The following is a 17,866-nucleotide window of genomic DNA, read 5'->3' on the forward strand; positions in this document are numbered from 1 at the left end:
CCGGCCATCCTGCCCCGCCCCACTCTGCCGACTCCCGCCCCCGACCTCAACCATTCCCCGCAGCCCGCGCCGAAGTCCGTTTCGCCGCCGGATGCCGGAGGCGCTCCGCACAGCGGCGCCTCCTATCGGTTCAGTCGGTCTGCTTGGGATGGCCTGAGCGGGCCAGAACCACCCAGACGATGCGTCGCTCCGGATCCGGGCAGTACCAGATGCGGCCGCTCGCGGTCACTTCGTACTGCCACTGCTCCAGTGTTCGACCGCCTATGACGCGGGTAGCGAAGGTGTCGCGGAGGCGATGCTGGCGGGCCGGGTTCTCCGGCGCCAACGGCCGCTCGGTCAGGACGATCCACGCCTCCCAGGTATTGGATTGCGCTGTGCGGCAGAGGTCTTCCCATCCCTTGGCGGCTTCGGACGTGGCGAACCGTGCCTTCCCACATCCCGGGTCGCGCGGGCGGCGCGACTCGGTCACCCCGTTTCGCGCCCATTCATTCCCCCACCGGTTCGGATACCGGCCCGAAATCGTCGTCGAGCGGGCCGGAGAGTTCGCGGGCGAGCGTGGGGTCGGCGTAAATCGCCGCCGTGCTACGCCATTCGTGCACGGTTCGCTCGAGTACCGACCATTCGCCGAGTTCGGCCGAAGCCTGGAAAGCGCGCGCGAAATCGGTGACGAAACGGACCTGTGCCTCTTCGGGAAGCACGTCCACCCAGGGGAACTCGTCGATCAGGGCGCGGGCGGCGACATCGTGGGGGAGGTGGACCAGCACGTTGCGCAGCGCGCGAGCGGCGGTGATCGACCCCTCCGACTCCGACTGGGCGCGATCCTCCCTGATCAGCAGCAGCGGAGCGCCGTCGCGGCGGCGGACGCGAACGGCTCCCTGATCGGCGAGCTGCGCGACCTGCTTGGGGTCGCGTTGTAGCTCGCTCCACTGCACTTCGGTAACCATGGAACTACTCTGAATTTTTTCAGAAGTCTGCGCAAGTGGTGCGGCTATCGGGGGAGGAGGCCGAGGGTGGCCAGTTCGCCGGTGAGGTCGGTGGGGGAGGAGGTGACGGTGCGGGCGCCTGCGGCGAGGGCTCGGTCGCTGTTGTCGCCGCAGGCGGTGTGGGCGCTGGTGAAGACGAGGATGGGGGTGGTGAGGCCGCGGGCGCGGACGGTTTCGGTGAGGCGCAGGCCCGCGTCGGGGACGGCGGTTCCGTTTTCGGTGCGGTTCATGTCGGTGAGGATCGCGGCGTAGCGGCGGGTGGACAGCAGGTCGGTGGCGGCCGCGGTGGTGAGGGCGGTGTCGACGCGAATTCCGTTGCGTTCCAAGCGGTCGATGAGGAAGGCGTTGTTCGAAGGGTGGTCGTCGACCCACAGGATCGCGCTTGCCGCAGGTGATTCCGGAAGGGAGTGGGGCGGCTACCCCTGTCCACGGCGCGGAAATTCGGCCTACGATTCGAAGAGGGGCCGATTTGTGGGAGGTGCGCATGTCGCAGACGTCGATCGATGTGGATGATGCCGCCCTTGCGGTGGTAGGCGTGCTGCTCGGCACGACGAACACCGAGGACACGGTGAACGCGGCACTGCACGAGGTGATCGCGCAACGCAAGCGGCTGGCGATGCTGGAGCGGATGATGGTCCGGTCCCGTGAGAAGGTCGACCAGTCGCCCGACCCGTGGCGCAAGACCGCCTCCTGGTAGCCCGGAACGTGCGAGTGCCCAGCGCTGGAATGAAATTCGGTGGCCGGGCAGCTCGGCCGAGGTCATGCTTGGTGCGATGAAGAACGAACGACAGTATCGACTCGGCGTGGATTTCGGCCGGGTCATCCAGGGCGCCGCGCTGCCCTCCGGTGACGCCGACACTGTCTTCCTCGGCGGCGGCGACGCGGACGCCATGCGAACTCCGCCGAGCCCCAACGCTTTCGAGGTGCTCGCGCGATTGGTCGCGCTGTTCGAGGGGCGCGCCTGGATCATCTCCAAATGCGGTCCGCGCGTGGAACAACGCACCCAGCGGTGGCTCGACCACCACGATTTCTACGAGCGGACCGGAATTCCGCGCGGCAACCTCCGCTTCTGCCGGGAACGCGCCGACAAGGCGATTCACTGCGCCGAACTCGGCATCACGCACATGATCGACGACCGTCTCGACGTGCACCGGGCGCTGCGCGGTCTGGTGCCGCATTTGTACCTTTTCGGCCTGCAATCCGGACCGATCCCGGAGTGGGTCCAACACGTCCCGACCTGGGCGGAAACCGAACCCGCTGTGGTGGCAACGATCACGCCGCGACCCGCGGAAAAGTAGCGACACGCCGCTCGCCGTGAAACATTGGGTTGAAACATGTATCCTTCACGAGGACGCATTCGCGTTCGAATTCTGTTGACCAGGTAGACGGCGCGCGACCGGTCGGTCGCGGCGGGAACGATCAGGAGGTGGGTTGCCATGCGCAGTGAACCTCCCAGTCGAAGGCCGCGCGGCGCCGCCCCTTCGCATACCTGGTAGGTCTGCGTCGCCTGGGTGGGCGCCTCGCGGTGTGAAACTTCGTGCACTTTTCACCCCACGCTGTGCTGAGGACCTCCCATGTCGCAGACCGATCTCATCGAAGCACGCCCGGTTCCGGCCGAGTCCCTGCTGGACTTCGTCGCCGAGTACCGTGTCGACGCCGCCCTCGACTGGCTCGACAACCACCCACCGCACTTCATCGCCGACCAGCTGGCCAGGATGGACGCCGTCCAGGCGGGCATGGCGTTCCGCCTGCTGGACAAGGATCTGGCGCTGGCCGTCTTCGAGGAGCTCGAGCCGGTCGACCAGCAGCAGATCCTGCAGGGCCTGCGCGATCAGAGCTTCCGCGAGCTGGTCGAGGGCATGGCCCCGGACGACCGTGCGCGCATGCTGCGCGAGGCGCCCGCCAAGGTCGCCAAGAAGGTGCTCGCCGGTCTGAGTCCGCGCGAGCGGCGGATGACCGCGGCCCTGCTCGGTTACCCCGAGGGTTCCGCAGGCCAGTACATGACGCCCGAGGTCGTCGCGTTGCCGCGCAACCTGACCGTCGCGGAGGCGCTGGCCATGGTGCGCGCCAAGGGCGCGGGTGCGGAAACGGTGTACACGCTGCCCGTCGTCGACGCGGGACGTCGGCTCACCGGCATCGTCGAACTGCGCGAACTGGTGCTGGCCGGCCCCGAAACCATGGTGTCCGAGCTGGTCGTCACCGAGCCCGCGTTCGCCCGCGCGACCGACTCCGCCGAGAAGGCCGCCCGCCTGATGCGCGAGACCAACGACATCAACCTGCCGGTCGTGGACAGCGAGGACCGCCTCGTCGGCCTGCTCACCATCGACGACGCCGTGGAGGTCATCGAGGCCGCCGACAGCGAGGACGTCGCCCGTCAGGCCGGTTCGGCGCCGTGGGAGGGCCATTACATGGCGGCGGGCGTCTTCCAGCTGGCCCGCTACCGCGCGCTGTGGCTGATGCTGCTGCTCTTCGCGGCGACGCTCACGGTGAGCGTCACCGATTTCTTCGAGGGCACCCTGGAGCAGGCCGCGCACCTCGCGCTGTTCATTCCGCTGCTGATCGGCGCGGGCGGCAACGCGGGCGCCCAGGCGGCCACCGCGTGTGTGCGCGCGCTCGCCGTCGGCGAGGTGCGAGTCTCGGACCTCTTCAAGGTGATCTGGCGCGAGTGCCGGGTCGGTCTTGTGCTCGGATCCCTTTTGGCCAGTGCGGGTTTGGTGATCGGCGGGCTGTTCGTCGGTCCGCGCATCGCCGTGGTGGTAGCGATCACCCTTGTGCTGATCTGCGCGTGGGCCGCCACCATTGGCGGCACCATGCCGCTGCTGGCCAAGAAGCTGCGCATCGACCCCGCGGTGGTGTCGGCGCCGATGGTGACGACGCTGGTGGACGCCACCGGACTGATCATCTACTTCACGACGGCCAAGCTGGTCCTCGGGATCTGACCCGTCACCGCTCGGGGAACAGGGCGAGCACCTGGGCCGCGACCTCGGCGGCCACCCCGTCCGAGGCCGAGGTGACCTCGATGACGGGGACCCGAGGACCGTGGGCAGTGCTTCCCGCGGGCAGCGCCGGGCCGACTTGGGCGGTGAAGATCGGAATGGTGTTGTCGTAGAGCGAGACCGAGCGACGGACGGGGCGGCCATCGATACGCACCTCGGTGCCGAGCCGGGCCAGGTAGTCGGGAATCCGGTACTCGTAGCCGACGGTGACCACCTCGTCCCGGTAGCGGAACCGGCACGCGGTCAGGCGCGGTTCGCCGACATCGGTGGTGCCGGACAGCCGGGTACGCACTTCGCAGGGGTCGGCGCCGAGCAGGACGGTGCGCACGGTGTCGGGTGACGTGCCCTGGACCGGCCCCGCACGCCAGCGGTCCAGCATTCCGGGGGTGAGTTGCTCGGCCAGTGCGCAGGGATCGTTGGCCGTGACGCCGAAGTAGAGGGCGGCGCCCGCCGGGAATCGCGAGGTGATGCCGCACGCTCGCGCCGGTCCGGTCTCGGTATCGGGGACGACGCGCGCGGTCACGTCACCGATCTGCTCGGTCGCGCCGGTCACCTCGGCCAGCAGTGTCGGCGACCAGTACGCCTTGACGGCACCCCCCTCGCGCTCGACCACGGCGGTGCAGGAGTACAGGTCGGTCGTCACCTCGCGCACTTCGCCCAGATCGGCGAGGACGTCGCGGGGGAGCAGAGCGCACACGTCGATCTGCCGGGCGCCCCTGGCGACCTCCTGCTTCTGCTGTTCGGTGTGCGCGGGCTGCGACCAGAATTCCGGAGGATGCGCGGGCGGGCCGGAAACGGTTTCCTCGCTCGAATCGCCGCCGCAGCCCGCGGCGAGCAGCATGGCGGCGGTCAGGGCGAGTATGCGGTGCATCGGATCCTCCGTCCGCGATGGCCGTGCCCGATCGAGTGCTCGCCTATCGAGTCTGCCGCCGGAGCAACCCTCGCGCAAACATCGCCGTCGTCAACGGAACGAGGCGGGCACCTGACTCGTCATCGTTTGGACGCCCCGCGTCGGTGTCCGCGCGGACGCGGCGACAGGAGCTGTCGCGGCCGGATCAGTCGAACAGCGAAAGCGTTTGCCGCATGACTTCTTTCGCCACATCGTCGGATTCGGCGAGGACGCTGACGATCGGCACCGGCGGGCCGAACATCCCCGCGGGTTCCGCCTGCGGCAGTTCGGGGCCGACCGGCGCGTTGTAGCTGCGGATCGGGTCGTTGTCGCCGGACGGATTGGACCGGTAGACGTTGTGACCGTCGAGCGTGAGGGTGGTGGCTGCGGCGGTGAGCACGCTCCGGTTCCTGTTCTCGTAGCTCAGGATCACCTCCTCGGCCCGGTAGGTGAAGGCACAGCCGTTCAGCGTGCGCTTGATGCCGAACTCGACGGTGTCCGCCAGCTTGCCGCGCACCGCGCACGGGTCGGCCCCGTGCAGCGCGGTGCGCACGGTGTCGGGTGACGTTCCCTGCGGCGGCGCCGAACGCCATCGGTCGAGGATGCCGGGGACCAAGCCTTCGATCGCCGCGCACAGATCGGTCGGCGTCTTCGTCTCGATGTCGAGGTAGACGCCGACTCCGGCCGGGAACTTGGCGGTCACACTGCAGTGCTGTTCCGAGGCGACGGTCCAGGTCGTCACATCGCCGAGCTGTCGCACCGTGCCGCGGTCCTGCGGGAACGGGTCCGGCAGTGCGTTGGTGGACCACTTCAGCGCGGTGCCCTCGCCATAGCCCGCGGGTCCGAGCGCCGCGTTGCACGCGGTCGGCTGATCGTTCTCGACCGCGCGCAACGCGCCGAACGCGGTGAGTTGGCCGAGGGTCTCGCGCGGAAGCAGCGCGCACACATCGATCCTGCGGGTGTGTCGCAGCACTTCGTCGCGCTGCTGGTCGTCCTGCGGGATCTTGGACCAGAAGTCCGCTCCCACAACGGGTTCCGTAGCAGCCGCCGAGTTCGTCGCCGGTTCGGACTGGCATCCGGCGGCGGTCAGGGCGATCGCGCCCACCAGCAGTAGTCGACGCAGCATCGAGTCCCCCTTCATCGCAACGGATCCCAGTCGGGATGATGGCCCGACTCCCGCGAACCATCGCCGCCGAGTGTGCCCGTAGATCCGCCGTCTCGCAAAACGAGGATTGCATTGGTCCGGAGCGAGATCCACGCACGCCTGCGGCAAAGGCGATCAGGCTTGCCGGAAATTCATTGCGGCGCAGCGCCCTTGCGGCCCGCCGTGGTCACAACGCCCAGAGGCAGCCGGTTCCAGCGCGTGCGGGGTTTCGGCCCCGCGTCAGGCGGCGGGAAACAGTGCGGTCGCCCGGCGCAGGACCTCTTCCACCGCGGCCTCGTCTCGGCCGAACACGCTGACGACCGGGAGCTTCGGTCCCATCGAGGACTCGGGCTTCGGCGAGGGCAATGGCGGACCCACTATCGCGTTGTACGAATGGAATTCGTCGGAGCTCGGATCGCCGTACCCCGGATGCCCGTTGATGGTGAAAATCGGTTCGCCCTGGGCGATCAGCCGCTCTTTGTCATAGGTGTACCGGACTTCGACGGTGTCGCCGCGATACGGAAAGGAGCACTTCCAGTCGCGCTGGTCCGCTACCACCGGGGTGACGCCGAGTTCGTTCGTGACCGCGCAGGGATCGCGGCCGAGCAGGGCGGTCCGCGGGGTGTCGGGCGAAGTGCCGTGCTGGGGTTCCTTGTCGAGCTGAGCGAGAATGGTCGGCAGTACCGCGTCGGCGACCGGGCACGGTTCGGTGCCCAGCGGTGTCGTGACGAAGATCATCACGGCCGCGGTCGACGGGAAGCTCGCGCTCGCGGTGCAATTGCGCTCGACCAGCTTGCCCTGGAGGTCCGGGTTGGAGTCGAGATCGCTGACCGTGCCGACGGTGACGGCGCCGACCTTCGTTGTGCGCCCGCGCTCCGACTGTTTAATGCCATTCGGCGCGACGGACAGCGTCCAGCTCAAAGCGGTTCCCTTGCCGTGTTCGGTCGGACCCATCCGCGCTTCGCACCAGCTCGGCATGCGGACATCCACCCAATTCACCGTGCCGATTCGGGCCAGTTCGGTGCGCGGGACGAGCGCGCACGGATCGATGGCCTGAACCTTGCGCAGCACTTCCCAACGCTGCTCGTCGGTCTCCGGCGCGGTGACCCAGTATCCCCCGGAACCGGCGGGCGCGGGCGGCGGCTCTTCCTGACAGGCGATGACACTGAGCAGAACAACAGTGGCTGCCGCGACCATCCCGAACCTGCGTAGCACAGTAACCCCCCTTGTGCGGCGCGCCGACTGCGCGCTTCTGGCCCAGCAGTCTGCCCGCTCCCCGGCGCGCGTCGCAACCGACCGAGATGCGCCGCCGAATCTGGCGGGCCCCTTCGGTTCAGCTCGGCGGGAACGGGTCGGTGAGGCGCTGCAGGACCTCCGGGTCGTGGCCTGTCAGTCTCTCCACCAGTTGAGGTGCGGAGTCCTGGCCGGGCTCGGCGCGGATTCGGTACCGGCAAACCGGCGACGTGGGGTCGACCACGGGCGCTCGTCGCTTCGGCGCCGACGGCTAACTACTGGCGATGGCTAACTGCTGGCGATCGATCGCATCGCACCGAGGACCGCTGCGGTCGCGCGCGGGCGGGTGCCGCACAATGGGTGCCGCGCGCGGTGGTCTCACGGCGAAATGGTTGCCCGTGACGTGCGCCGCAGCGACACAAGGTGTTGTGCTGCATGGAGTTCTGAGCCACTAGGAGTAGTGTTCGGTGGTAGGAACTCCGTGACGGCAGCGTGCTCGGGAAAGGTGTGGAGGCAGGATGAAACTGATCGATCGGGTGTCGGCCATCAACTGGAATCGGGTGCCCGACGAGAAGGATGCCGAGGTCTGGGACCGGCTGACCGGCAACTTCTGGCTGCCGGAGAAGGTTCCGGTGTCCAACGACATCCCCTCGTGGAACACGCTGACCGCCGACGAGAAGCAGCTGACCATGCGGGTCTTCACCGGCCTGACCCTGCTCGACACCATCCAGGGCACCGTCGGCGCGGTCAGCCTGATCCCGGACGCGCTGACCCCGCACGAGGAAGCGGTGCTCACCAACATCGCGTTCATGGAGTCGGTGCACGCGAAGAGCTACAGCTCCATCTTCTCCACGCTGTGTTCCACCAAGGAGATCGACGAGGCGTTCCGCTGGTCCGAGGAGAACCGGAACCTGCAGCGCAAGGCCGAGATCGTACTGGCCTACTACAACGGCGAGGATCCGCTCAAGCGCAAGGTGGCCTCCACGCTGCTGGAGAGCTTCCTGTTCTACTCGGGCTTCTACCTGCCGATGCACTGGTCCTCGCGGGCCAAGCTGACCAACACCGCCGACATGATCCGCCTTATCATCCGCGACGAGGCCGTGCACGGGTACTACATCGGCTACAAGTACCAGAAGGGCCTCGAGCTGGTCTCCCAGGCCGAGCGCGACGAGCTGAAGAACTACACCTTCGAGCTGCTGTTCGAGCTCTACGACAACGAGGTCGAATACACCCAGGACCTGTACGACGAGGTCGGCCTCACCGAGGACGTCAAGAAGTTCCTGCGCTACAACGCCAACAAGGCGCTGATGAACCTCGGCTACGAGGGCCTGTTCCCAAAGGACGAGACCGACGTGAATCCGGCCATCCTCTCGGCGCTTTCGCCGAACGCCGACGAGAACCACGACTTCTTCTCCGGTTCCGGATCGTCGTACGTGATCGGTAAGGCGGTCAACACCGAGGACGAGGACTGGGAGTTCTGATCCACCGTTCCCGAGCCGGGGCCCCGCCGCTGCGGGGCCCCGCGTCGTTTACTGGGTGCACGTGGCTCAGCCGCTTTCCGGGTTCGCAGCGGGCTTCCGGGTTCGCACAGCTCAGGGTCCCTGGGTTCACGGCTCAGCGGGCTTTCACGGCGTAGCGGGGCTTTCCGAGTTTTCGCGGCTCAGCCGTTTCACCGGTGCCCGCGGCTCAGCGGCCAGGCGGCGGACCGCCGGGGCGGCCACCGGGCGGCGGGCCGAAACCGCCTCCGGGAGAAGAGTTCTCGGATTTCGCGGCGACGCCGATGGTGAGTGCGACCGTGAGACCGGAGGCGGGTGTTCCGGTGACGGTGGCCAGCTCGGCGTCCCAGCCGTCGCCGAACACGGTGTCCGAGGCGAGCGAGACGCCGGACATGTTGCGGATGCTCTGCGCGTAACCCGAGTCGTGCGCGAAGACGGCCTCGCACACGTCCTGGGGGAGTGCGATCTGCGAGGTCAGCCGGGCGTTGCTGCCCGCGACCGCGGTCTCCAGCGATTCGTAGACCTCGAAGTGGATGTGCGGCCAGCGGCCCGAATAGCAGGCCGGGAAGATCGAGGTGAACGTCACCGCGCCTGCCGCGTCGGCGACCTGCACGCCGCGCAGGCAGTTCTGTTCGGTGACGCCCGGGCTGTAGAGCGAGTACGCGCCGGATCGGTCGCAGTGCCAGACGTAGACGGCCATGCCGGCGCCCGCGGCGCCGTTCTCGGCGAGATCACGTAGCGAAAGTTTCAGCGTCATCGGAACGCCTTCGGCCACACCGGAATACGAGCCGAAGCTGGTGGTGATGTCGGAGCGGACCACGCCGGATTCGACGAGCACGTTGGGCCCGTTGGAGCCGTCGCCCGGGTACGGTCCCGCCGTCTCCTGCGGCGCCGCGCTCACCGCGCTCGCGTCGCTCGCCGCCGCGCTCGTGGCTGTGCTCGCGTTGGACGTACCTGTCTGCGAGGCCGTCGCACAGGCGGTCGCGGCCGTCGCCACTCCGGCGATCCCGAGAAAGCTCAGCGCTCGCCGCCGCGACATCACCCGCAGATCGTGCGCCAACCCGAGATCGTGCTCATGTGCTTCACCATTCCTACCCACCACGTTCTCCTCCGCTCGTTCACGTCGACAGCGAAGGTATGGGGCCGCGCTCGGACCGAACTGGGACAACGCTGGGAGTCCGCTGTGAGCCGAGCGCTCAGTCGGTGACGTACCCGTTCAACGTCTTCTGCACATCGCTGAGCAGGGCGCGGGCGGCGGTGAGTCCGTCGCCGTGCCAGACGCTGTCCTCGACCGCGAAGACGCGGCGGTCGCCTGCGGCGCCGAGTTCCTTCCATTCGTCGCCGCGCATGACCTTCTCGCCCTGTTCCTTACCGGATTCACCGGCCAGGACGACATAGATGACGTCGCCTTCGACCTTGGTGTCGAAATCGCCCGCGGCGACGTCGAAGGACGCGCCGCGCTGGGCGGTGGGGCGCTGGACACCCACGTCGGCCAAGACCCGGCCCGCGAAACTCTCGCTGCCCTGGACCTGGATGGCGTCGCCGGTGAACCGGACGACCGAGGCCTGACTCTGGTTGGCTGCGATGGCGTTTCCGATGTCGGCGGCCTCGGTGCGGTAGTTCGCCAGCGCCGTGCCAGCCGCGCCGCTGCGGTCCAAACCCGCTGCGAAGGCGCTGAATTCGGCCTGCCAGCTGTTCGACGCCCCGACGAGCACGGTCGGCGCGATGGCCCGCAGCGCGTCGAAAGTGGCCGCGCCCGAGGGCTGTTCGCCGATGATGACGTCGGGACGCAGTTCCGCGATCTTGGCGAGGTCCGGCTCGGCAGCGGTGCCGACGCTCGGGATCTTCAGCACGCCGGTGCCGAGGAAGGCGGGCTGCGGACGTTCCCCGTCCACGGTCACCGCACCGACCACGCGCTCCCACAGGCCCAGTGCACAAGTGGCGTCCAGCGCGGAGGTGGTCAGCACGACGATGCGCTGCGGATCGGCGGGCACCTCGGAGACACCGGCGGCGTGCGTGACGCTTCGGGTGCCCGATGCCTGATCGGGCGCACTCGGCAGGGTGCAGGCCCTCGTCGTATCCCGCTCCAGCCCGATGACGCCCGCACCCGCGATATTGGTGGTGGTGCGGATGATCGAACTCGCGTCGTCGGTCTGGCTACCGCACCCGACCAGCGCCGCGGCGCAGACGGCCGCGACGGCGACAGCGCCGTTACGGACGACGACAGCGCCGTAACGGGTGGCGACAACGCGATTTCGGGTGCGAACGAGTGCGCTCACCGGCATGCCGGAGAGGGTACAGGCGTCCGGCGGCGCGGCCGAGGCGCGGGGCCGGGCCGCGCCTCGGCGAGCGAGCTATCCGGCGACGTCGCCGCCGAGGTTGAAGATCGCGCCGGTCGGATCCGCGACGGTGGCCATCCGCCCGTACGGGGAGTCCTGCGCGGCCGAGACGACCTTGCCGCCGAGCGCGACGACCTGGGCGACCGTCTTGTCCACATCGTCGGCGCCGAAGTACACGGTCCAGCCCGCGGGCGCGCCGGGCGGCAGGAAGTCCGAGGCGTCCATCACGCCGCCCAGCATCGGACTTGTCGAATGGATGGTGGTGTAGCGGAACTCCGGCGCGCCTGGCATCTCGAAGATGTCAGACCAGCCGAACACCTCGCGGTAGAACGCCAGCGAGCCCTCGTACGAGCGGGTGTGCAGCTCGAACCAGGACGGCGCGCCCGCGTGATCGCGCCACTTGCCGCCCTCGACGAGGGCCGCGGTCTCGAACCCGCCGAACGAGCCCGCCTGCCAGACGCCGACGCCCGCGCCGCCCGGATCGCCGAGCACCGCCATCACACCGAGATCACCGACGTCCATCGGCTCCACGATCACGGACCCGCCGTTGGCGGTCGCGGCCGCGGCGGCGGCCCTGGCGTCCGGCGCCGACAGATAGACGGTCCACCGATCCGGTCCGGTGTCGCCGTCGTCGTCCATCCTGCCCATCCCGCCCGCGACGGCATTGCCGTCCTTGCGGAAGGTCAGGTAGCCGCCGAATTCCGCGCCCGCGCGGTCGACGGTCCAGCCGAACAGGTCGCCGTAGAAGGCGATGCTGCGCTCGGGATCGGCAGTGTAGAGGTCGACCCAGACGGGGTCGCCCGGCTTCGGAGTGGTCATGAGCGGTCTCCTCGCAGGTGACGAAGGGTTGTCATGGATAGAGACGACCGCGGCGCCGTGAAGTCATCGGCGGAGGCGCGGGGACATCCCGCGGATGGCCGGTGACCAACGAAATACGACGCAGAGTAGGACCCGCTCTGTCGGCCGTGACGGCACCGTTTACGATCTCAGGAGCGCAAGCGAACTGTCCGCTGTCTCGGGAACGGGATGAAGGCGAGCAGCGGAGCTCGCGGAGCGACCTAAAGGCATCTTCAGGAGGATCAGTGACTGCGGTAGAGCCCAGACCAGTCCCTCAGTTGGAAGCGACTCGACCGTATCCGGCTCGGACCGGACCCAAGGGTTCTTTCCTCTACAAGATGGTCACCACCACGGACCCCAAGGTGCTCGGCACCATGTACCTGGTGACGGCGATCAGCTTCTTCATGGTCGGCGGTCTGATGGCCCTGCTGATGCGTGCCGAGCTGGCGCGCCCCGGCCTGCAGTTCCTCTCGCCGGAACAGTTCAACCAGCTGTTCACCATGCACGGCACGATCATGCTGCTGTTCTACGCGACCGCGATCGTGTTCGGCTTCGCCAACATCATCCTTCCGCTGCAGATCGGCGCCCCTGACGTCGCCTTCCCGCGTCTGAACGCGTTCAGCTACTGGCTGTACCTGTTCGGCGGCTCGATGGCGACCGCGGGCTTCGTCACCCCGGGCGGCGCCGCCGACTTCGGCTGGACCGCGTACGTCCCGCTGACCGACATCCTGCACTCGCCCGGCGTCGGCACCGACCTGTGGATCCTCGGCCTCGCCGTCTCCGGTCTCGGCACCATCCTCGGCGGCGTGAACATGCTGACCACCGTGGTCTGCCTGCGCGCGCCCGGCATGACCATGTTCCGGATGCCGATCTTCACCTGGAACATCGCCGTCACCAGCGTCCTGGTCCTGCTCGCCTTCCCGCTGCTCACCGCGGCGCTGTTCGGCCTGGCCTACGACCGCCACCTGGGTGGCCACATCTACGACCCGGCCACCGGCGGCATCCTGCTCTACCAGCACCTGTTCTGGTTCTTCGGCCACCCCGAGGTGTACATCATCGCGCTGCCGTTCTTCGGCATCGTCTCGGAGATCTTCCCGGTGTTCAGCCGCAAGCCGATCTTCGGTTACACGACCCTGGTGTACGCGACCCTCGGCATCGCCGCGCTGTCCATCGCGGTGTGGGCGCACCACATGTACGCGACCGGCGCCGTGCTGCTGCCGTACTTCTCGTTCATGACCTTCCTCATCGCGGTGCCCACCGGCGTGAAGTTCTTCAACTGGATCGGCACCATGTGGCGCGGCCAGCTGACCTTCGAGTCGCCGATGTTGTGGTCGCTCGGCTTCCTCGTGACCTTCCTCTTCGGTGGTCTCTCGGGCGTCATCCTCGCCTCGCCGCCCATGGACTTCCACGTGTCCGACACCTATTTCGTGGTCGCGCACTTCCACTACGTGCTCTTCGGCACCATCGTGTTCGCCACCTTCGCCGGCATCTACTTCTGGTTCCCGAAGATGACCGGTCGCATGGTGGACGAGCGCCTGGCCAAGTGGCACTTCTGGGCGACCTTCGTCGGCTTCCACACCACCTTCCTGGTGCAGCACTGGCTCGGTAACGAGGGCATGCCGCGGCGCTACGCCGACTACCTGCCGACGGACGGTTTCACCACGCTGAACACCATCTCGACCATCGGCGCGTTCGTCCTCGGCGCCTCGATGCTGCCGTTCATCTGGAACGTCTTCAAGAGCTACCGCTACGGTGAGGTCGTGACGGTGGACGACCCGTGGGGCTACGGCAACTCGCTGGAGTGGGCCACCACCTGCCCGCCGCCGCGGCACAACTTCTACGAGCTGCCGCGCATCCGCTCCGAGCGTCCCGCGTTCGAGCTGCACTACCCGCACATGGTGGAGCGCATGCGCGCCGAGGCGCACGTGGGCTGGGGCTCGGGCAAGCACGCCACCGCCGTCCACGAGGGCGAGCTGGCGAAGCACTAGTTCGCAACGCAACGCGCATGCACCCGCTGGAACCAGCGGGTGCATGCGCGTTTACCCGGCGTCGACGGCTCCCGGCTGATGCCCCGTTGTGCACGCTGCCGCTGCCGCGGGACCTCGGCGTCCAATACGGTAGAGCTCAGCGGCGCCGCCAATCGAACACAGACTTGGAGCACACAGACTTGGCCGACACCACCGTTCTCGTCACCGTCACCGGACCCGACCGGCCCGGTGTGACGTCCGTGCTGCTCGCGGCGATGTCGCGGCACCAGGTGAGCCTGCTGGATGTGGAGCAGGTCGTCATCCGCGGCAGGCTCACCCTCGGTGTGCTGGTCACCTGCCCGAACGATCCGGAAGAGCTTCAGGACGAGCTCGAAGAGGCGATGAACACCGTCGGCATGACCGTCGACGTGGAGGTGGGCGCGGCCATCGGGCGGGCGCCGATGTCCACGCACGCGGTGGTCGTCCTCGGCGCGCCGGTCACCGCGCGGGCGTTCAGCGCGGTGTCGCGGCAGCTCGCCGTGCTCGGCGCGAACATCGACACCATCCGAGGCATCGCCGACTACCCCGTCACCGGGATGGAGCTGCTGGTCACCGCGACCGACACCGGCGCGGACACCGACTCCAGGCTGCGCACCGCGCTGGCCGAGGTCGCGGTCGCCGAAGAGGTCGACGTCGCGGTGGAGCGGGCCGGGCTGGCGCGGCGGGCCAAGCGGCTCATCGTGTTCGACGTCGACTCGACGCTGATCCAGGGCGAGGTCATCGAGATGCTCGCCGCGCACGCGGGTGTCGAGGAGCAGGTCCGCCAGGTCACCGAGGCCGCCATGCGCGGCGAGATCGACTTCGCCGAATCGCTGCGCCAGCGCGTCGCGACCCTGGAGGGTCTGGACGAATCGGTCATCGAGGAGGTCGCCGACCGGATCGAGCTGACCCCCGGCGCGCGCACCACCATCCGCACCCTGCGCCGCATCGGCTTCCGCTGCGGCGTGGTGTCCGGCGGTTTCCGCCAGGTCATCGAGCCGCTCGCGCACGAACTCGAGCTCGACTTCGTGCAGGCGAACACCCTGGAGATCAAGGACGGCAAGCTGACCGGCCGGGTCGTCGGCGACATCGTCGACCGTGCCGCCAAGGCGACCGCGCTGCGCAAGTTCGCCGCCGAGGCCGGGGTGCCCATGGAACAGACCGTCGCGGTCGGCGACGGCGCCAACGACATCGACATGCTCAACGCCGCCGGGCTCGGTGTCGCGTTCAACGCCAAGCCCGCGCTGCGCGAGGTCGCCGACACCGCGCTGTCGCACCCGTATCTGGACGCGGTGCTGTTCATCCTCGGCGTCACCCGGCACGAGGTGGAGGCCGCCGACGCCCGCGACGGGTTGATGCGCCGGGTGCCGCTGGTTCGGTAGGCCGCGCGGCCTTGTCGTCGATGGGCGTGCCTCGGTGCGAGGGGTGCCGGTGCGACCGGGCCGAGCCGCTGTGTCCAGGGGCTCCTCGGCAGCGCCGACTACGCTGGTCGCGGACAGTGATCATTCGGCGATCGGAGAACGCGGTGCGTAAGTCCCTGGTTGTGCTGCTGCTCGGAATCGCGCTCGCCGCGTGCGGCACCGACGATCACGAAGGACACACGCCCGCGACGACCACCACCCAGCGTTCGGGAGACGCCATGGACGTGACCGAGGCCGACAGCGGGCAGAATCGCGAGCTGCGCACCGGGCAACAGCTGATCGTGACCTTGCCCGCCAACCCGTCGACCGGGTACGGCTGGCGGCTCGCCGCGCTGGACCAGAACGTGCTCCGGCCCGAGGGCGAGCCGGATTACCGGCCGGATGCCGACCGGCCGATCGCGCCCGGCTCCGGCGGCAGCGCGGTGTGGACGTTCGTCGGGAATGCCGCGGGTGTCACCGAGCTTGCACTGGAGTACGCGCGCCCGTGGGAGCACGGCGTCGCACCCGCGCAGAAGTTCACGTTGAGGGTCGAGGTGGAGTGAATGAGCAGTCCGGAGAGCGGCATCGTGGACGAATTGTCCACGGGGGAAGAGGGATTCCGCATCCGGCACGCGGAACTCGCCCTCGGCTACGGTGGCGCGGGCGATCCCGACGACCCCGATCAGGTGCAGGCGATGCAGATGGTGCTGCACCTGCCCAAGGCCGAGCCGCCCGCGCGCAGCGCGTTGCTGGCCGCCGCGGCGGCCTCCGCGGTCGCGCTGTGCCTGGACGAACGGGTCGGACCGGACGGCCCATGGGCGCGGCGGTATCTCGCGTGGAAGCGCTCCCGAATCCGCAAGGTGGCGCGGCGCGCCCGCGGTGCGCAGTGGCTGGCGGCGAACGAGGTCGACGGCGTCACTGTGCAGATCGACGGCGCGCAGGCGCGGGCTTTCGTGCCGAGCGCGGTCGGCGCGGTTGACCCGCGGATCAGGAAGCTCCAGATCGGCGGCACCGACCTCGACCACGACGAACCGGGGCCCGCGGACCCGAATCTTCCTGTGCTGTGGGTGAACTCGGCGCTCGGCATGACGCTGGGCAAGAGCGCGGCGCAGGTCGGCCACGCCAGTATGCTGCTCGCGGCGGCGCTGAGCCCCGAGGACGCCTATCGGTGGTCGCTCCGCGAATTCCATTGCGCGGTGCGCGAAGCCGACCCCGCACAGTGGCAGGCGCTGAGCGACCGGGTGCGGACGGGCGGCGCGGTGGCCGTGCGGGACGCGGGCTTCACCGAGATCGCTCCGGGTTCGCTGACGGTGATCGCGGTGCCGCCCGAGGCCTGGTGATCGGCTCGCCGAAGCCGACCGTTCAGGAGTGGGCGGTGGGGTATTCGAGTCTCGGAGACGGGACAGTGCCGCCCCCTGATCGGCGCTAGGACGTTCCGGCCGACCGGTGGGCCGCCGTTGGATCGACCGTGCCCCGCACGAGCCAGGTGGCGCGCCTTCGTGGCTCGCGTGGCCGACCGGATGCCCGGGTTCCGTGCGAGCGATGTGGGTCGGTCGGACAAACCCGGCGCATGTGGGCCAAGATGGAGCGCGTGCCGCAACCGGATCCCGATCTGCTCATCGATTTCACCGACGTGACCGTCCGACGCTCGGGGCACACCCTCGTCGGTCCGGTCACCTGGCAGGTCGAGCTCGACGAACGCTGGGTCGTGCTCGGCCCGAACGGCGCGGGCAAGACCTCCCTGCTGCGCATGGCCGCCGCCGAAATGCACCCGACCTCGGGCGTCGCCCACCTGCTCGGTGAGGTGATCGGCAAGGTCGACGTCAACGAGCTGAAGCCGCGCATCGGCCTCTCCTCTGCGGCGCTGGCCAATCGCGTGCCGCTGGACGAGAAGGTCAGCGACCTCGTGGTGTCCGCGGGGTACGCCGTGCTCGGCCGCTGGCGTGAACGCTACGACGACGTCGACACCGACCGCGCCATCGACATGCTGGAAAGCCTAGGCGCCGAACACCTTTCCGACCGCACCTACGGCACGCTGTCCGAGGGCGAGCGCAAGCGGGTGCTCATCGCCCGCGCGCTGATGCCCGACCCGGAACTGCTGCTGCTCGACGAGCCGGCGGCCGGTCTCGACCTGGGCGGTCGCGAGGAACTGGTCGAGCGCCTCGGCGATCTCGCCGCGGACCCCGAGGCGCCCGCCATGGTGCTGGTCACCCACCACGTGGAGGAGATCCCGCCCGGCTTCACCCACGGCCTGCTGCTCAACGAGGGCGAGGTGGTCGCCCAGGGCCTGCTCACCGACGTGCTCACCTCGGAGAACCTCAGCGACGCCTTCCGCCAGGCCATCGCCCTCGACCGCGTCGACGGCCGCTACTTCGCCCGCCGCGCCCGCCGCGCGGGAAAACACCGCTCCCGCTAGGGCGGCCGCGAATCAAGCGCGGTGTAGCTCCGCCTGCGCTCGCCCATACGGGCTGGGGTGGCGATACCAAGCGCGCGTTAGGGTGCAAGTGTGAGTGAGACAACGACGTCGGCTGGCGCGCAGCCGC

Annotated in this window: 18 protein-coding genes; 9 read left to right on the forward strand and 9 right to left on the reverse strand. The window is 68.8% G+C overall.

What is annotated here, in order from left to right; translation table 11 throughout:
• Nucleotides 1-130: 130 nt before the first annotated feature.
• From NAM01S_RS07715 to NAM01S_RS07725, 3 genes are read right to left on the reverse strand one after another with little or no spacing between them, the layout of a single operon-like run.
• Nucleotides 131-469 carry a hypothetical protein gene (locus tag NAM01S_RS07715; RefSeq protein ID WP_253798565.1) on the reverse strand — a complete coding sequence of 113 codons (339 nt, stop codon included), beginning with the start codon at nucleotides 467-469 and terminating at the stop codon, nucleotides 131-133.
• 16 nt (nucleotides 470-485) lie between these two features.
• The gene (locus NAM01S_RS07720; RefSeq protein ID WP_067781540.1) at nucleotides 486-944 is read right to left on the reverse strand and encodes a hypothetical protein; all 459 of its coding nucleotides are present in this window, start codon (nucleotides 942-944) and stop codon (nucleotides 486-488) included.
• 44 nt (nucleotides 945-988) lie between these two features.
• Nucleotides 989-1,360 carry a response regulator gene (locus NAM01S_RS07725; protein ID WP_084482621.1) on the reverse strand — a complete coding sequence of 124 codons (372 nt, stop codon included), beginning with the start codon at nucleotides 1,358-1,360 and terminating at the stop codon, nucleotides 989-991.
• A 107-nt stretch (nucleotides 1,361-1,467) separates the two neighbouring features.
• Between NAM01S_RS07725 and NAM01S_RS07730 the strand changes: the two genes are divergently transcribed.
• The 3 genes from NAM01S_RS07730 to mgtE all read left to right on the forward strand — a co-directional run bounded on the left by NAM01S_RS07730 (nucleotide 1,468) and on the right by mgtE (nucleotide 3,922).
• Nucleotides 1,468-1,680: a type II toxin-antitoxin system VapB family antitoxin gene (locus NAM01S_RS07730; protein ID WP_067781546.1), complete on the forward strand. Its 213-nt coding sequence runs from the start codon at nucleotides 1,468-1,470 to the stop codon at nucleotides 1,678-1,680.
• 76 nt (nucleotides 1,681-1,756) lie between these two features.
• Nucleotides 1,757-2,281, forward strand: a complete 525-nt coding sequence (locus tag NAM01S_RS07735; protein WP_253798563.1) for a hypothetical protein — start codon at nucleotides 1,757-1,759, stop codon at nucleotides 2,279-2,281.
• Between the two features lie 276 nt (nucleotides 2,282-2,557).
• Nucleotides 2,558-3,922 carry a magnesium transporter gene (gene mgtE / locus NAM01S_RS07740; RefSeq protein ID WP_067781552.1) on the forward strand — a complete coding sequence of 455 codons (1,365 nt, stop codon included), beginning with the start codon at nucleotides 2,558-2,560 and terminating at the stop codon, nucleotides 3,920-3,922.
• A gap of 4 nt (nucleotides 3,923-3,926) precedes the next feature.
• Here the strand turns inward: mgtE and NAM01S_RS07745 are convergent, their stop codons facing one another.
• The 3 genes from NAM01S_RS07745 to NAM01S_RS07755 form a co-directional block, all read right to left on the reverse strand.
• On the reverse strand, nucleotides 3,927-4,850 hold the full coding sequence (locus tag NAM01S_RS07745; RefSeq protein ID WP_067781554.1) for a hypothetical protein: 924 nt from the start codon (nucleotides 4,848-4,850) through the stop codon (nucleotides 3,927-3,929).
• Between the two features lie 184 nt (nucleotides 4,851-5,034).
• On the reverse strand, nucleotides 5,035-5,994 hold the full coding sequence (locus tag NAM01S_RS07750) for a hypothetical protein (protein ID WP_067781763.1): 960 nt from the start codon (nucleotides 5,992-5,994) through the stop codon (nucleotides 5,035-5,037).
• 258 nt (nucleotides 5,995-6,252) lie between these two features.
• On the reverse strand, nucleotides 6,253-7,209 hold the full coding sequence (locus NAM01S_RS07755; RefSeq protein WP_067781557.1) for a hypothetical protein: 957 nt from the start codon (nucleotides 7,207-7,209) through the stop codon (nucleotides 6,253-6,255).
• A gap of 554 nt (nucleotides 7,210-7,763) precedes the next feature.
• Between NAM01S_RS07755 and nrdF the strand changes: the two genes are divergently transcribed.
• On the forward strand, nucleotides 7,764-8,726 hold the full coding sequence (gene nrdF / locus NAM01S_RS07760; RefSeq protein ID WP_067781560.1) for a class 1b ribonucleoside-diphosphate reductase subunit beta: 963 nt from the start codon (nucleotides 7,764-7,766) through the stop codon (nucleotides 8,724-8,726).
• 205 nt (nucleotides 8,727-8,931) lie between these two features.
• On the opposite strand, the gene NAM01S_RS07765 is transcribed toward nrdF, so the two are convergent.
• From NAM01S_RS07765 to NAM01S_RS07775, 3 genes are all read right to left on the reverse strand, one after another.
• Complete coding sequence (locus tag NAM01S_RS07765) at nucleotides 8,932-9,780, reverse strand: dioxygenase family protein (RefSeq protein WP_157107642.1); 849 nt, start codon at nucleotides 9,778-9,780, stop codon at nucleotides 8,932-8,934.
• A 157-nt stretch (nucleotides 9,781-9,937) separates the two neighbouring features.
• Complete coding sequence (locus tag NAM01S_RS07770) at nucleotides 9,938-11,026, reverse strand: ABC transporter substrate-binding protein (protein WP_067781566.1); 1,089 nt, start codon at nucleotides 11,024-11,026, stop codon at nucleotides 9,938-9,940.
• A 69-nt stretch (nucleotides 11,027-11,095) separates the two neighbouring features.
• Nucleotides 11,096-11,899: a VOC family protein gene (locus tag NAM01S_RS07775; RefSeq protein WP_067781569.1), complete on the reverse strand. Its 804-nt coding sequence runs from the start codon at nucleotides 11,897-11,899 to the stop codon at nucleotides 11,096-11,098.
• A 263-nt stretch (nucleotides 11,900-12,162) separates the two neighbouring features.
• On the opposite strand from NAM01S_RS07775, the gene ctaD reads away from it, so the two are divergent.
• The 5 genes from ctaD (at nucleotide 12,163) to NAM01S_RS07800 (ending at nucleotide 17,739) form a co-directional block, all read left to right on the forward strand.
• Complete coding sequence (gene ctaD, locus NAM01S_RS07780; RefSeq protein WP_084482625.1) at nucleotides 12,163-13,905, forward strand: aa3-type cytochrome oxidase subunit I; 1,743 nt, start codon at nucleotides 12,163-12,165, stop codon at nucleotides 13,903-13,905.
• A 164-nt stretch (nucleotides 13,906-14,069) separates the two neighbouring features.
• Nucleotides 14,070-15,305, forward strand: coding sequence for a phosphoserine phosphatase SerB (serB, locus tag NAM01S_RS07785; RefSeq protein WP_443678202.1), 1,236 nt, complete (start codon nucleotides 14,070-14,072; stop codon nucleotides 15,303-15,305).
• A 143-nt stretch (nucleotides 15,306-15,448) separates the two neighbouring features.
• Nucleotides 15,449-15,886, forward strand: a complete 438-nt coding sequence (locus NAM01S_RS07790) for a protease inhibitor I42 family protein (protein ID WP_169810819.1) — start codon at nucleotides 15,449-15,451, stop codon at nucleotides 15,884-15,886.
• Entirely contained in the window at nucleotides 15,887-16,663 is a 777-nt protein-coding gene (locus tag NAM01S_RS07795) for an aminoacyl-tRNA hydrolase (RefSeq protein WP_067781581.1), read from the forward strand.
• A gap of 242 nt (nucleotides 16,664-16,905) precedes the next feature.
• Nucleotides 16,906-17,739, forward strand: a complete 834-nt coding sequence (locus NAM01S_RS07800) for an ABC transporter ATP-binding protein (protein ID WP_067781767.1) — start codon at nucleotides 16,906-16,908, stop codon at nucleotides 17,737-17,739.
• The last annotated feature ends 127 nt before the right edge of the window (nucleotides 17,740-17,866 follow it).

This window comes from Nocardia amikacinitolerans NBRC 108937, assembly GCF_001612615.1.
Taxonomy (GTDB): Bacteria; Actinomycetota; Actinomycetes; order Mycobacteriales; family Mycobacteriaceae; genus Nocardia; species Nocardia amikacinitolerans.